Source organism: Ruegeria sp. AD91A (assembly GCF_003443535.1).
GTDB lineage: Bacteria > Pseudomonadota > Alphaproteobacteria > Rhodobacterales > Rhodobacteraceae > Ruegeria.
In genome coordinates this window covers 63,728-78,759 of record NZ_CP031946.1, presented here as the reverse complement: position 1 = coordinate 78,759, position 15,032 = coordinate 63,728, and the positions used below count along the sequence as shown (strand labels likewise).

Genomic DNA, 15,032 nt, shown 5'->3' with positions numbered 1-15,032 from the left:
CTTGCCTTATTTTGGTCGTTCGTTCAAGTTAAGCATCGCGAACTTCGGGAGGGTTCATGACACAGACGCGCAACGCATTCGCCCTGATCGGGGCGGGGCCGATGGGTTTGGCCGCAGCCAAGGTGCTGAAGGAACAGGGCATCGCCTTTCAGGGGTTCGAATTGCACTCGGATGTGGGCGGTCTGTGGGATATCGATGCCCCCAGATCGACCATGTATGAGTCAGCGCATCTGATCTCCTCAAAACGAATGACTGAATTCGAAGATTTCCCGATGGATGAGGCGGTTGCCGAGTACCCCTCGCACCGGGCGATGCGCGACTATTTCCGGGCCTTTGCCGATCGTTTCGGCCTGCGTGAAAGTTACAAGTTCAATGCAGAAGTCACTCGGATCACACCGCTGGGCGAATCTGGTGACGGTTGGCGTGTTTTCTGGCGCGATGCCGACGGCGAGCATCAGGCCGAATTCGCAGGGGTTCTGATTGCAAACGGCACCCTGTCAGAGCCGAATGTACCCAGCTTTCCCGGTACGTTTGACGGCGAATTGATCCATGCCTCGCAGTACCGGTACCCCAGCCAGTTCGACAGCAAGCGTGTGTTGGTCGTGGGTGCGGGAAATTCCGGCTGCGACATTGCGGTTGACGCAATCCATCACGCAAAACGCTGCGATCTGTCCATGCGTCGCGGCTATTACTTCGTGCCCAAATACGTCTTCGGCAAACCTGCCGACACAATGGGCGGCAAGATCCGCCTGCCCATGTGGCTGAAGCGTAAGGTAGACGGCCTGATCCTGAGCTGGTTTGTCGGCGATCCGCAGAAATACGGTTTTCCCAAGCCTGATTATCAGCTTTATGAAAGCCATCCGGTGGTGAATTCTCTGGTTTTGTATCACGCGGGCCATGGTGATCTGCGCATTCGCCCCGATATCGACCGACTGGAAGGCCAAACCGTGCATTTCAAGGACGGCTCGAGCGAAGAGTATGACATGATCCTCGCCGCGACCGGATACAAGCTGCACTACCCGTTCATCGACAAGGACTTGCTGAACTGGCAAGGCGACGCACCACATCTGTACCTGAACGCGCTACACCCGGAACGGGACGATCTTTTTGTGCTGGGCATGGTCGAGGCAACTGGCCTGGGCTGGCAGGGCAGGCACGAGCAGGCCGAAATGGTGGCGCGCTATATAAAAGGTCATCAGAAGGGTTGCCCGGTGGCGGCCGATCTGAAAACCGAAAAGCAAAAAGACTATACGCGCGCCACCGGAAGCATGAGCTATATCGATCTGCCGCGAATGGCTTACTACGTGGACAAGGCCACTTACAGAAAGGCCGTTTCCGGGTGGATCGAACGGCTGCGGAAAGCCGCCGTATGAGTGGTATCGACGAAGTCACACTGAATTTCAGCCCGGCCTCCCTGACGCTGTTGAACGCGATACTGGCGATCGTGATGTTTTCCATCGCGATCGATCTGACGCCTCGGGATTTCGAACGTTTGCGACGCGCGCCCAAGCCGGTACTTGTCGGACTGGTATCCCAATTCATCGTTTTGCCCGCTCTGACCTTTGCTTTGGTGTGGATGACGGAGCCGCGCCCGTCGATCGCGCTTGGGCTGATCCTTGTCGCCGCCTGTCCGGGGGGCAATATTTCGAACTTCATTACGCACCGCGCCGGTGGAAATGCGGCGCTGTCAGTGTCGATGACCGCCTTTGCAACCATCGGCGCGGTTTTCATGACGCCCTTCAACATTGCGCTTTGGGGCGGGCTGTATCCGCCGACACGCGCGATCCTGCAGCAGACCCAGATTGATCCGGTACAAATCGCAATCCTTGTCGGGCTGATGCTGATCTTGCCTCTGGTCCTGGGCATCGCACTGAACCAGCGCCGCCCAGCCCTGACAGCCCGCTTGCGCGCGCCGCTGCAATACCTGTCGATGGGTATTTTTGGGGCCTTCATCGTACTTGCCCTGGCCGCAAACTGGGGGTTTTTCCTCAGTTTTGCCGGGGCTGTTGCCGGGCTTGTGGTCCTTCACAACGCCCTGGCGCTGGGGGGCGGTTGGGTTGTGGCCACTCTGACCCGGCTGTCCCCCTTCGATCGCCGTGCCATCACCATCGAAACCGGCATTCAGAATTCCGGCCTTGGGCTGGTGTTGATCTTTGCCTTCTTCCACGGGCTTGGCGGCATGGCCGTTGTTGCGGCGTTCTGGGGCATCTGGCACGCGATCTCGGGGATTGCCCTGGCGTCGGTCATGGCCCGAACCGAGGCCGCGCGATGACCCGTATCCTGATCACAGGTGCCGCCGGGTTGGTCGGTCAGGCGCTGCTGCCCGAACTTCAGGGGCACGAGGTTTTTGCCACGGATCTTAAAAACCCGAAAAGCATGCCGGAAAACGTCCACTATCTGCCCATGGATGTGACAACGGACGCCCCCGCACGTGTGATCTACAACGTGAAGCCGGATGTCATAGTGCATCTGGCCTCCATCGTGACGCCTCCGCCAAAAATGGAACGTGCGGCGGCATATGCGGTTGATGTCGAGGGCACCCGCAAGGTGGTGAACGCAGCCATTGCCAACGGGGTGCGCCGGTTGGTCGTCACGTCTTCCGGTGCTGCCTACGGCTATCACGCAGACAACCCAGTACCGCTGCGCGAAGGTGATCCGCTGCGAGGCAACCCCGAGTTTCCGTATTCCGATCACAAAAGGCAGGTCGAGGAAATCCTGGCCGAAGCGCGCAAAGCCACCCCCGATCTGGAACAGGTTGTTCTGCGCGTGGGCACGGTTCTGGGGGCTGGATCCGAAAATCAGATCACCGCCCTGTTCCACAAACCGCGCCTGCTGGCCGTGGTCGGCAGCGAAAGTCCGTTTGTATTCATTTGGACGCATGATCTGGCACGTATCCTTCGGCGCGCGGCAACCGACGGGCCGATTGGCGTTTACAACGTCGCCGGGGACGGCGCGATGGGTGTTACCGATCTGGCCCGCGCCATGGGGAAACCGGTTCTGCGCCTGCCCGCTTGGGCGCTGAAATCGGCTTTGGCCGCTGCGCGTCCGCTGGGTCTGTCCCGTTATGGGCCGGAACAGTTGCGATTTCTGCAATATCGACCGGTTCTGGATAACACCGCCCTGAAATCCGACTTCGGTTACACACCCGAAAAAACCAGCGCCCAGGTGTTCGCGCTCTGGCAAAAGCAGGCCGGGCTATGAAGACGGCCGTCATATCCGGTGGAGCGGGCGGTTTGGGGCAGGCCCTCAGCCATGCTCTGCAAAGTCGCGGGTGGCGTGTTGTGCTGCTGGATCTCGATATTTCAGGTCTGGACTCCGGGTCGAACCAGCTTCCAATCGCGTGTGATCTGACGGACCCCGCGCAGCTTGCCAACGCGTGCCATAGGGCGATCACGACTTGCGACAGTATTGATCTGGTCATCTACAACGCCGGCGTCACGCAAATCCGGGGCTTTGAAAAGTCCGACTCGGCCAGCCACCGAACACTGTTTGATATCAACTACTTTGCGGCCGTTGAAATGGCCCGCGCGTTTTTGCACCCGGTTCGGGCGTCACAGGGGACACATCTGGCCATCTCATCGGTGGCCGGTTTTGCTCCGCTTTACCATCGGACGGCCTATGCTGCCTCGAAACATGCGTTGGAGGGATTCTTCAAATCGCTACGCTCGGAAGAAGCCCCTCATGGCGTTCAGGTCCAGATCGCTGCGCCGTCCTTTGTGGCCACCAACCCCGGCAACGCGCAAGAGCAAACGGACGGAACCGCGCGGCCCGGATCGGCGAAGGACGGGATGGACGAGATGAGCCCCGAGGCCGCAGCCGAAACGATCCTGCGCGGGCTGGACAAATCGCAGCCCATGATCCCGGTTGGCCGCGTGGCGCGCCTGTCCTGGTGGCTCAACCGCCTTTCGCCACGCCTGTATCAGCGCATGATGGAGCGCAACATGCGCGACCTAGAACACTAAAATTACCCCAGGCCCTTGACCTTCCCGTCACTGGAACCCCCATCTGGAGCGTAAAGAAACCTCCGGGACGAGTCGCATGGGGCAAAAGGCACTGACAGAACTGAAAATCACCGGCATGGGATGCGCATCCTGTGTGGGCCGCGTTGAAGCAGCGTTGAGAGATGTGCCGGGGGTAGATGCGGCCTCGGTCAACTTTGCAACCAAGTCCGCGCAGGTGGCTTTCGAAGGGCCGGTTTCGGCCCTGACCAAAGCCCTGGATGCCGCAGGGTATCCGGCTGAGACCAGCCGGGCGGACCTGAGCATTGAAGGCATGACCTGCGCGTCATGTGTGGGCAAAATCGAGCGTGCGCTGACGGCCAGCCCCGGTGTGGTCGAAGCGCAGGTCAATCTGGCGACTCAAACTGCCACAGTGACTTACGCTGCGGGGGCAACAACGCCAGAGGCGCTGGCTCAGGCGGTAACTAAAATCGGATACCCGGCGCGGCTGCAAGGCGCTTCGAAACCTGAAAACCGCGAAGATGACGAAATTCAAAGGTTGACCCGGACCACGATACTGGCTGCCGCACTCGCCCTGCCTGTGTTCATTCTTGAGATGGGCGGGCACATGATTCCCGCTTTCCATCACTGGGTTCACGCCACCATCGGCGCGCAGAACAGCCAGTTGATTCAGTTCGCACTGACGTCGGCTCTGGTGCTGGGGCCTGGTCGTGTGTTTTACAGCAAAGGCATCCCGTCGTTGCTGCGGGGCACGCCGGACATGAACGCGCTGGTCGCGCTGGGGACCGGGGCGGCCTATCTGTATTCGGTCACGGCCACATTTGCCCCCGGTGCGCTGCCGCAAGGTACAGCCAATGTCTATTTCGAGGCCGCAGCCGTAATTGTCGTTCTGATCCTTCTGGGCCGACTGATGGAGGCCCGTGCCAAGGGCAAAACCGGGGCTGCAATCCGTAAGCTGGTGGGTCTGCAGCCCAAAAGCGCGCGGATCGAAGTCGATGGCCGGATAGAAGACCGTGCTATCGCCGAGATTGCGGTCGGCGATATCCTGCACATCCGCCCGGGCGAACGTGTGCCGGTGGATGCCGAAGTGCTCGAGGGCACCTCTTACGTCGATGAGAGCATGATCACGGGCGAGCCGATACCGGTTGGCAAATCAGCCGGCGCAGCGGTTGTCGGGGGAACCGTGAATGGCACCGGTGCCTTGCGGGTTCGTGCTACGCGCGTGGGGGGCGACACGGTGCTGGCGCAGGTCATCCGCATGGTCCAGCAGGCACAGGGGGCAAAGCTGCCGATCCAGGGTCTGGTCGATCGGATTACATATCGCTTTGTCCCAGCGGTCATCCTGGTTGCCGTGATCACTGTCGCAGCCTGGTTAATTTTCGGCCCAAGCCCGGCCCTGCCGCTGGCGCTTGTCGCTGGTGTTTCGGTGCTGATCATTGCCTGCCCCTGCGCCATGGGGCTGGCCACGCCGACCTCGATCATGGTCGGCACCGGGCGGGCGGCCGAACTGGGGGTTCTGTTCCGCAAGGGCGATGCCCTGCAACAGCTTCAGCAGGCACGCGTCATCGCGCTGGACAAGACCGGGACCCTGACACTGGGCCGTCCGGAATTGGACAGTGTTTTGACGGCGAACGGATTTGACAGGGATGAGGTTGTACGGCTGGCCGCCGCCCTCGAGGCGCGGTCGGAACACCCGATAGCTTCGGCGATTACCCGGGCCGGGCCTGCGACGCTGCCCAAGGCGACAGACGTCCGGTCCCTAACCGGGCTTGGCGTGCAGGGGTTGGTTGAAGGCCGGAACGCGTTGATCGGGTCGCACCGGCTTATGCAACAACGCGGGATCGACCTTGGGCCCCTGGCAAGCGAGGCAGAGGCCCGCGCCGCCGAAGGGGCAACACCATTGTTCGTTGCGCTCGATGGGCAGGCTGCGGCCATGTTTTCTGTGTCCGATCCGATCAAACCCGGCACCGAAGAGGCGCTGGAGCGGCTCCACCAAATGGGTCTGACCGTGGCCATGGTCACCGGAGACAATGCGCGCACCGCGCAGGCTCTGGCTGATCGGCTGGGGATCGATCACGTCACCGCCGAAGTGCTGCCCGACGGCAAGGTGGATGCGATCATCGCCTTGCGGGACAAGTTCGGCACGCTGGCTTTCGTCGGCGACGGCATCAACGACGCCCCTGCGCTGGCAACGGCTGATATCGGCATCGCCATCGGGACGGGCACGGATGTAGCCATCGAAACGGCCGATGTCGTCCTGATGTCCGGTGATCTGCGCGGGGTTGCAAATGCGACCGAGATCAGCCGCCGGACAATGCGAAACATTCGCCAGAACCTGGGATGGGCGTTTGGTTACAACGTCCTGCTGATCCCCGTCGCTGCTGGCGCCCTTTACCCGTTCGGCGGCCATCTGTTGTCTCCGGCACTGGCGGCTGGCGCCATGGCGCTGTCCAGTGTCTTTGTCGTCTCGAACGCGCTGCGCCTGCGTCGCGTCCGAGCCAGCGTGCCGGAAACCCCGATCCCGCCCGCCAAGGAGGTGCACGCATGAATATCGGAGATGTGTCAGCCCGCACCGGCCTGCCTGCCAAGACAATCCGGTATTATGAAGATATCAACCTCATCAAACCGCTGCGCGATGACAACGGCTATCGCCGGTTTCGCGAACAGGACGTGCACAAGCTGAACTTTCTGGGCCGTGCCCGGGCGCTTGGGTTCACCATCGAGGATTGCCGGACATTGCTGGCGCTTTACGAGGATGAAACCCGCGCCAGCGCAGATGTGAAACAAGTCGCACGGGATCATCTGGCACAGGTCGAAGCCAAGATCGCCGACCTGAACGCGATGCGCGAAACGCTGAGCCACCTGATCGACGCCTGCGCCGGGGATGACCGGCCTGATTGCCCGATCCTGCAGGATCTGGGCGGGAAAGGCTGACTTGGGGTTGCCCTTTGGGCGCAGCTTTGCTTTGTCTTCGCCAAACAATTTGGTCAGGCACGCACCGCTGATGCCGACCGAACAGCGGAGAGGATCACAAAATGGCAAAAGTCGCGTTCCTTGGCCTGGGTGTCATGGGCTATCCAATGGCTGGGCATCTTCAGGACGCAGGTCATGACGTCACTGTCTATAACCGCACGGCCGCCAAGGCCGAAGCCTGGGTGAAGCAGCATGGCGGGTCGATGGCGGCCACCCCGAAAGACGCGGCTGCAGGCGCCGAGTTTGTGATGGCCTGCGTCGGCAATGACGACGATCTGCGCATGGTTTGCACCGGCGGGGACGGCGCATTTCACGGCATGTCCAGCGGGGCTGTTTTCGTCGACCACACGACGGTGTCTGCAAAGGTCACGCGTGAATTGTACGCTGCCGGCGAAACACAGGGTATCGCCTTTGTGGACGCGCCGATCTCGGGCGGTCAGGCAGGCGCTGAAAACGGTGTTCTGTCAATTATGTGTGGCGGAGATCAGGCCGCCTATGATGCGGCTGAACCGGTGATGAATGTCTACTCCAAAATCTGCCGCCGGATCGGAGACAGCGGTGCGGGCCAAATGACCAAGATGTGCAACCAGATCGCGATCGCTGGTCTGGTTCAGGGTCTCAGCGAAGCGTTACACTTCGCCGAAAAGGCAGGTTTGGACGGAAGGGCCGTGGTCGAGGTGATCAGCCAGGGCGCGGCGGGCAGCTGGCAGATGGCAAACCGGTATGAGACCATGCTGGATGATCAGTTTGAACATGGCTTTGCCGTCGACTGGATGCGCAAGGATCTGGGTATCTGTCTGGATACCGCCAATGAAACCGGTGCATCCCTGCCCGTCACCGCTCTGGTCGATCAGTTTTACAAGGATGTACAGAAACTGGGCGGTGGCCGCTGGGACACCTCGTCGTTGATCAAGCGCCTGCGGTCCATGGGGTAACGCGGGGGGCTGTCTGCCCTCCCATCGCGCCAAGGCGCGATTCCCCCCGAGGGTATTTTGGCCAGATGAAGAGGGCTCCGGCGCGATCGGAGCGGAGACGGGAATGGACGATTTGAGTGCTTTTTGGACGGCCGCGCTGCGGCGGCTCTGGGGGCTGGACGCCCGTTTGACGCGGTTGGATGGTGAATATGATCTGAACTTTCTGGTGCACGCCACCAATGGTCAGGACTATGTGCTGAAGGCCATGCGGGCGGGATGCGATGCCGATCTGGTTGATCTCCAGATCAAGGCCCTGGCGCATATCGCAACAGCTGCACCGGGGTTGCCGTTTCCCAAGGTGTTCCCCGATTTGACCGGCGCAATGCTGCCCGAAATTGCCGATTCTGAAGGACAGCGCAGGTTGGTTTGGCTATTGGAGTGCCTGCCGGGGCAATGTTACGCGAAGGCCGCCCCAAAATCCGAAGAGCTGATCCTGAAACTGGGGCGCGTTTTGGGGGCAACCGACCGGGCCTTGGAAGGGTTTGAGCATGAGGGATTGCACCGACCTGATTTTAAATGGGATCTGATGCAGGCCGGCTGGATTGCGGACAAGCTGGGCATAATCCCGGATCCCGCGCGACAGGAGCTGCTAACGGAGATCTGTCAGGCGTTCGCTGCAATCGCGGACGTCCTTGCGGACCTGCCGAAACAGGCCATCCACAATGACGCCAATGACTATAACATTCTGGTCGAAGGGGAACTGAGCGAGCGGCGGCGGATCTCAGGCCTGATCGATCTGGGTGACATGTGCGCCGCGCCGCGCATCTGCGATCTGGCGATTGCCGGCGCTTATGTCGTGCTGGATCACCCCAAACCGGAACGGGCTTTGGCTGCGTTGGTAAAGGGCTATCACGCGGCCAACCGGCTGCGGGCGGATGAGGTTGACCTGATCTGGCCGTTGCTGAGGATGCGGCTTGCCGTGTCGGTCGTCAACTCGACCCTGATGGCGGCCGAGAATCCGGATGATCCCTATGTGACCATCTCTCAGGCTCCCGCTTGGCGGTTCCTTGAGAACGCATCCGTCAATGGTGGACTGATGTCGGCGCGGTTGCGGGCGGCATGCGGGTTGCCGGTTGTTGATGGGGCTGAACGTATCCACGTCTATCTACAGGACTATCGGGGGCAGTTTGCCGACCTGTTCGGCCAGGATCTGAGCGATGTGCCCATGGGCTCGCTTTCGGTCGAAAACTGCGTCTGGCCCCAAAACCCGTTCCACATGCCTTTGGCCGAGGCTGCGCGCGTAGGTGAAGACTACGGGCAAGACCCGTGGCTGGGTTACTACAACGAGCCCCGCCTGATCTATGCAGAGCCGGGGTTTCGCAAGGGTCCGTGGAAAGCCTCGGACAGGCGGACGGTGCATCTGGCGGTGGATGTGTTTGCACCCGCCGGGACGGTTCTGCACGCGCCGATGAGTGGGCGGGTTGAAGTGGTCGAGAACCGTGACCAGCATCTTGATTACGGCGGGGTGATCATCCTGCATCACGAAACGCCCAAAGGCGACCCATTCTATACGCTCTATGGCCATCTGGACCCGGAATGCTGTGACCGGTTGAAACCTGGCGACCCGGTGGCACAGGGGGCCGCGTTTGCCAGGTTGGGTGATGCCAGCCAGAATGGTGGATGGGCTCCGCATGTGCATTTCCAACTGGCGCTCACCACCGATGGCATGGAAGAGGACTGGCCTGGCGTCGGCGATCCGGACGAGATGGAGCTGTGGCACGCGGTCTGCCCGAACCCGGCAGCGTTGCTGAACCTGCCGGATGACAAGGTGTTCTATCAACCCACTGACAAAGCGGAAATCCTGAACAAACGGCGGGCGCATTTCGGGGGCAACCTGTCCTTGACCTATGACGATCCGGTCATGCTGGTGCGCGGCTGGAAGCATCACCTGTTCGACGAATGGGGCCGCCCCTATCTGGACGCCTACAATAACGTCCCGCATGTGGGCCACGCCCATCCGCGCATTCAGGCTGTGGCTGCGGGTCAGCTAAGGCGCATGAACTCGAACACCCGCTACCTGCACCCGGCCCAGACAGCTTTTGCCGACAAGATCTTGTCCAAGCTGCCGGATCACCTACAGGTCTGCTTCTTCGTCAACTCGGGAACCGAGGCCAACGAACTGGCCCTGCGGCTTGCCCGCACCCATACCGGGGCGAAAGGGATCGTGACGCCGGATCACGGCTATCACGGCAACACAAACGCTGCGGTGGCGATCTCGGCCTACAAGTTCAACAAACCGGGCGGCATCGGGAAAGCCGACTGGGTTGAACTGGTTGAGGTTGCGGATGACTATCGCGGGTCATTCAAGCGTGACGATGCGGACCGGGCGCAAAGATTTGCTGATCTTGTCGATCCGGCGATTGCGGCCCTTCGGGACAAGGGACAGGGCGTGGCAGGTTTCATCGCGGAAACCTTCCCGTCTGTCGGCGGACAGATCATTCCGCCCAAGGGCTATCTGCCTGCGGTTTACGAGAAAATCCGTGCTGCCGGGGGCGTTTGCATCGCCGATGAGGTGCAAACAGGTCTGGGACGTCTGGGTGAGTATTACTTTGGCTTCGAGCACCAGGGCGCGGTTCCGGATATCGTGGTGATGGGCAAGCCAATCGGCAACGGGCACCCGCTGGGCGTGCTGGTGACAACCAGAGAGATTGCAGACAGCTTCAACAACGGGATCGAGTTCTTTTCGACCTTTGGCGGCTCGACCCTGTCCTGCCGGATCGGCAAAGAGGTGCTGGATATCGTTGACGACGAAGGCTTGCAGGACAATGCCCGCCTGATGGGGGATCGTCTGATGGCGGGGCTGCGCCAGATCGAAGCCGACTTTGGTTGCGTTGGCGACGTGCGGGGTATGGGGCTGTTTCTCGGCGTGGAACTGATCAACCCCGACGGAAGCGAAGGCACGGAGATTTGCAGCTATGTCAAAAACCGGATGCGCGATCATCGCATCCTGATCGGCAGCGAAGGACCCAGGGATAGCATTCTGAAAATCCGCCCACCGCTGACCATCGAGGCCGAGGATGTTGACATGATCCTATCGGCGTTAAGGGATGTGTTGTCCGAGGTAGGTGACTTCACCCCTGCCCTTGTTTGCGATCATGACCATCACCATGCCGGATGCGGGTGCTGCTGAGTGAAAAACCCCGGCGTATTGCCGGGGTTTGGCCGTTCAACACTCAGGGTCAGTGGAGCACGGCCGAGGGTGTCTGGTGGCCGGTGATCGGCATTTTGAAACCTGCCGTCATACGTCTGAGAGTCAGGCCCAGTTCTTCCGACAGGGACGCCAAAGCGGGGGCAAAATCCGGACGTACGATCAAGGACGCCAGCATCATCGCATCTTCACGCGCCCCTTCGGACGCTGCCGCGATCATCTGGGCAAAGCAATTCTCATCCGCGCCAAGGCAAGCACATCCAAGACCATGCCGGATCAGAGGGCGGCGGCCATGGGTGGCGCATAGCGAACATAAGCGATCCAGGGTCAGCATTGCGGCACGCCCGCAATCCGAGCCCAGCGCGACTTGAAAATCGCTGGCAGCATCAGCGCGGCCGCCCTCACCGTCGCTCCACATCCGCAGATACATTACGGCACCCGCTTCGACGGGTTCGAGATCGGCAAGACGGCCCACCGCTGCGCCACCGCGCTTGAAAGGCGCGCTCATTTCGTCAGGATCAGTTTGCCTGCGCGGGTGATGCGCAGGGTATAGAGCTGATCACCCAGTTCTATGTGGGCTAGGTTGCCGCCCTTGGTCAGATCCTCGGCCTTGTGCGCGGGAAGCATCGAGACAGCGTAACCTTGGGTTGGGGTCGGGTTCTGTACGTTCATCGGGACATCTCCAGAGCGTTTCGGCATGGTGCCATATCTATCGCGTTTCATGTGATCTGGCTGACCCCGAAAGGGCTGGCTTTCTGTTCCTGAAGTTTAATCTGATTATTTTAGTAAGGATTGTCAAGTGTCGTTTTAACACAAGCGATTGCGGACCGGCACAAGGCGCGTTAGGTCTTGGGCCAGATGATGAAAGGCGCGTAAATTATGACCGCAGCAGTTGTATTTGATCTGGACGGAACGCTGGTGGACAGCCTGGGTGATCTGGCGGCAGCAGCCAACCGCACGCTGGACGATGTTGGGCACGATCCCTTGTCGCATGACGTCATCAAAGGATTCGTCGGCAACGGCTTACCCAAACTGGTCGAGCGCATGATCCGCCATTGCGGCCTGCCGTTGGATCGCCACGCGGAGCTGACGCAGCTGACCCTGAAACATTACAATGCTGCTGCAAGCGAAACGACTGTTCCCTACCCCGGTATCCCCGAAGCGCTGGTTGCCTTGCGACAGATGGGGTGCGCTTTGGGTGTCTGCACCAACAAACCAGAAGCGCCCGCACGGCATTTGCTTGAAGCACTGGACCTGTCCCAATATTTCGACGTTGTTCTTGGCGGCGACAGCCTTTCGACGCGAAAACCGGACCCGAACCATCTGTTCGCAAGCTTCGATGCGCTTCAAGCTTCTGGCCCACGTTTGTTCGTCGGCGACAGCGAAGTTGACGCGGAAACGGCCGCTCGTGCGAAAATCCCGTTTTTGCTGTTTACCAAAGGATATCGGAAGACGCCGGTCGCTGAAATTCCGCACAACGTGGCCTATTGCGCATCACAAGACTTGCCCGCGCTCGTCGCCGAGTTGATCCAAAGTTAACACAGCTCGGAAAGATCATCACGCCCTTCGACATTGGCAACGATCCGCAATGCCACTGACCCCCAAAAGTTAAGAGGGGCCGGCCGAGGGGGTGTGGCCAGCCCCTCATCGGGGAAAGTAAATACCGTGTGTGTGTTTGTGTGGTAAGTACGGTAAGTTGTGTTTACCCCTGATTGTCGCCGCGCGAAATTGGGGGTTTCCCGTAGTTCTCCAAAAAACGTAAAAAATAAGGGAAAATTGGCGTTTTTCTGGCTCCGGTCATCTGCAATTTTTCGCATGCAAGATGGCTTTCTGGCCTGCAGCTTCGGACGCGTGAGTTGCAATCCGATTGCAGGTCAAGGCTAACCCTAGGAAAACCCGGCGGAAATCACCCATCCCTGAATTTACCTGAACAGAAAGGTGTTTTGTCAATTGACCGCACGAACCCGCCAGTTCAAATCTTGGGCGGCCTGACGAATGCGTGTGTGTGACACTCAAAACCAAACGATCTGCGTCAATCGTGGCCGAATTCCTCACCTCAGCGCGAAATTCCTTCCCGACTCCGATTATCCTGACTGCACCGTCCGAATCTTCTTTGTACCTGAAAAGCGACGCTCATTCGGTTTTGGCCGCCCTCGCTGCACAAGTTGTTTTGTTTTCGTGGCCGCCTTCATGAGGTCAGAAGGTCAGGCGCCAACACCCTTTTCGCCAAAGCCCGGCGTGTGTGCCGTGCGTTTTTTCGGCACCCGTCCACGTCGGAAAAGCTGGCTATTGGTAATTCTTCGCCTTGGACATTTTGCCGATACCCGGATTGAACGCGTTGGTCGGGTCACAGCATTTGTAATGTGCCGCCAGGTCGGGCTTGGCCTTGTAAAGGTGCCCCACGTTATGTTCAGCAGGGTATTCCGCGCCGCGTTCGTCAAACAATTTCAACATTGCGGCCTTGAGCGCTTTGGGGTCGGCCCCTTTTTTGACTATGTAATCCTGATGCATCACGTGGCACATGAAGTGCCCGTAATAGAGTTTGTGAACCAACTGCTCTTCGATTTCAGGCGGCAGCTTCTCCAGCCAGTCCTGGTCGTTTCGACGTAACGCGACATCCAGAGCGATGATGTCTTCGACATCGTCCGAATGAATCGCCATGTAACGCACGGCCGCGCCTGCCGCCGCGAAACGATGGAGGCCTGCAATCCTGGCCTCGCGCGCGTCACATTCGAAAAATCCGCCATCGCGGTCCCTCAGAAATCGCGGCAGCCACTCGGCGGCCTCGGACACACCTTCATCCTTCATTTTCAGGATAAGGTGGTGTTCAAACTTGTCGTGAAAATCCATCATCCGTTTGGGCAGGATACTTGGCCACAGAGCTATTGCTGCCTGCATGAAACGATCGGTGAGATTTCGCAACAACGGGATGCGCCGCAGGCGGGCATCCACGGCGCCCTTTATCGCAAAGAACATCGGCAGACGGTCCGTGCCAAGCTTGTCGATCATCACGACTGTGTCCTTGCCATAGCGTGCTGCAATGTCGAACGCTTCGCGATGCATGTATTCGGCCGAAACCGGCAGCGATTTGAACTCTGACAATATGTGGCGCCGCAGGTCCGCCAGATCGTCGGGACTATTGGTGCCCACATAGAACACCTTCTCGACCTCGTTCTTGGGAAAGGTGTCAAGGCGCACGGCAAAAACGGCCAGCTTCCCGGCCGAGCCCGAAGATTCGAAAAGCTTGGCCTTGTCCGCATTGAACCGCGCAGGCGTTTCCGCATTCACGTCCCGCACGATCTGTGCGTAGTCGCTGGCCGATGCGCGTTTGTTGGTTGCCCCGGGGTTGCGTTCAAATTTCCCTGCATCGAGGTTGGCGAGGATCTCTTCCGGCGTGCTGCCCAGATCGATGCCGAGGTGGTTGACCAATTCCAGATCACCCTGTTCTGTGATCTGCGCATAGACGGAAAGTTCCGTGTAAACCGGACCGCGTTCGACCAGAGATCCGCCGGAATTGTTGCATACTCCACCCACGATCGACGCGCCGATGCAGGACGAACCGATCACCGAATGCGGCTCGCGTCCCAGCGGGGCCAACAGTTTTTCCAGCGCAAAAAGCGTGGCGCCCGGAAAGCTGACAATCTGCTCTGCGTCGTTCAACGGCACCAGAGTGTTCATCCGACGCGTATTTATCAGAACAACGTCCCGGTCATAGGTGCCGGACGGCGTAGACCCTTCGGTCAGGCCAGTATTGGCCGCCTGCATGATGACGATCTTGTCGGCTGCGACGCAGGCTTGTAGGATCTTCCATTGCTCCAGCAGAGTCCCCGGCAGAACGACGCACAGCGCCTCACCCTCGCCCGAGCGGAAACCGCGCCGAAAACGCTCTGTCGCGCGCGCTCCGATCAGCACGTGACGCGTGCCGACGATAGAGCGGAAATGTTTGATCAACGCGTCATTGGTCATATCGGCCCCCGT

12 protein-coding genes are annotated in these 15,032 nt (G+C 59.7%); 9 read left to right on the top strand and 3 right to left on the bottom strand.

The genetic code is table 11. The annotated features are described in order from the left end of the window. Positions 1 to 56: 56 nt before the first annotated feature. The 8 genes from D1823_RS00375 (at position 57) to D1823_RS00340 (ending at position 11,036) form a co-directional block, all read left to right on the top strand. Positions 57 to 1,373 carry an NAD(P)/FAD-dependent oxidoreductase gene (locus D1823_RS00375; RefSeq protein WP_117868013.1) on the top strand — a complete coding sequence of 439 codons (1,317 nt, stop codon included), beginning with the start codon at positions 57 to 59 and terminating at the stop codon, positions 1,371 to 1,373. After that, positions 1,370 to 2,272: a bile acid:sodium symporter family protein gene (locus D1823_RS00370; protein ID WP_117868011.1), complete on the top strand. Its 903-nt coding sequence runs from the start codon at positions 1,370 to 1,372 to the stop codon at positions 2,270 to 2,272. The genes D1823_RS00375 and D1823_RS00370 overlap by 4 nt, the downstream gene beginning before the upstream one ends. Beyond that, positions 2,269 to 3,201, top strand: a complete 933-nt coding sequence (locus D1823_RS00365) for an SDR family oxidoreductase (protein WP_117868008.1) — start codon at positions 2,269 to 2,271, stop codon at positions 3,199 to 3,201. The genes D1823_RS00370 and D1823_RS00365 overlap by 4 nt, the downstream gene beginning before the upstream one ends. After that, the gene (locus D1823_RS00360; protein ID WP_117868006.1) at positions 3,198 to 3,962 is read left to right on the top strand and encodes an SDR family oxidoreductase; all 765 of its coding nucleotides are present in this window, start codon (positions 3,198 to 3,200) and stop codon (positions 3,960 to 3,962) included. Before D1823_RS00365 ends, D1823_RS00360 begins: the two co-directional genes overlap by 4 nt. A gap of 76 nt (positions 3,963 to 4,038) precedes the next feature. Then, a complete protein-coding gene (locus D1823_RS00355; RefSeq protein WP_117868004.1) occupies positions 4,039 to 6,507 on the top strand; it encodes a heavy metal translocating P-type ATPase in 2,469 nt (822 codons plus the stop codon). Beyond that, the gene (gene cueR, locus D1823_RS00350) at positions 6,504 to 6,893 is read left to right on the top strand and encodes a Cu(I)-responsive transcriptional regulator (RefSeq protein WP_117868001.1); all 390 of its coding nucleotides are present in this window, start codon (positions 6,504 to 6,506) and stop codon (positions 6,891 to 6,893) included. The genes D1823_RS00355 and cueR overlap by 4 nt, the downstream gene beginning before the upstream one ends. Positions 6,894 to 6,994: 101 nt before the next feature. Then, positions 6,995 to 7,867 (top strand): NAD(P)-dependent oxidoreductase, encoded by an 873-nt coding sequence (locus tag D1823_RS00345; protein WP_117867999.1) that lies wholly within the window; start codon positions 6,995 to 6,997, stop codon positions 7,865 to 7,867. A gap of 103 nt (positions 7,868 to 7,970) precedes the next feature. After that, a complete protein-coding gene (locus D1823_RS00340; protein WP_117867997.1) occupies positions 7,971 to 11,036 on the top strand; it encodes an aminotransferase class III-fold pyridoxal phosphate-dependent enzyme in 3,066 nt (1,021 codons plus the stop codon). 49 nt (positions 11,037 to 11,085) lie between these two features. Here the strand turns inward: D1823_RS00340 and D1823_RS00335 are convergent, their stop codons facing one another. Together D1823_RS00335 and hemP are read right to left on the bottom strand one after the other, a co-directional pair. After that, complete coding sequence (locus D1823_RS00335; RefSeq protein ID WP_117867995.1) at positions 11,086 to 11,562, bottom strand: hypothetical protein; 477 nt, start codon at positions 11,560 to 11,562, stop codon at positions 11,086 to 11,088. After that, the gene (gene hemP, locus D1823_RS00330) at positions 11,559 to 11,726 is read right to left on the bottom strand and encodes a hemin uptake protein HemP (RefSeq protein WP_083445319.1); all 168 of its coding nucleotides are present in this window, start codon (positions 11,724 to 11,726) and stop codon (positions 11,559 to 11,561) included. The genes D1823_RS00335 and hemP overlap by 4 nt, the downstream gene beginning before the upstream one ends. Positions 11,727 to 11,933: 207 nt before the next feature. Here hemP and gph point away from each other — a divergent pair, with 207 nt between their 5' ends. Beyond that, the gene (gene gph, locus D1823_RS00325; RefSeq protein WP_117867993.1) at positions 11,934 to 12,593 is read left to right on the top strand and encodes a phosphoglycolate phosphatase; all 660 of its coding nucleotides are present in this window, start codon (positions 11,934 to 11,936) and stop codon (positions 12,591 to 12,593) included. A 747-nt stretch (positions 12,594 to 13,340) separates the two neighbouring features. Here the strand turns inward: gph and dld are convergent. Further along, entirely contained in the window at positions 13,341 to 15,020 is a 1,680-nt protein-coding gene (dld, locus tag D1823_RS00320) for a D-lactate dehydrogenase (RefSeq protein WP_117867991.1), read from the bottom strand. Between the last annotated feature and the right edge of the window lie 12 nt (positions 15,021 to 15,032).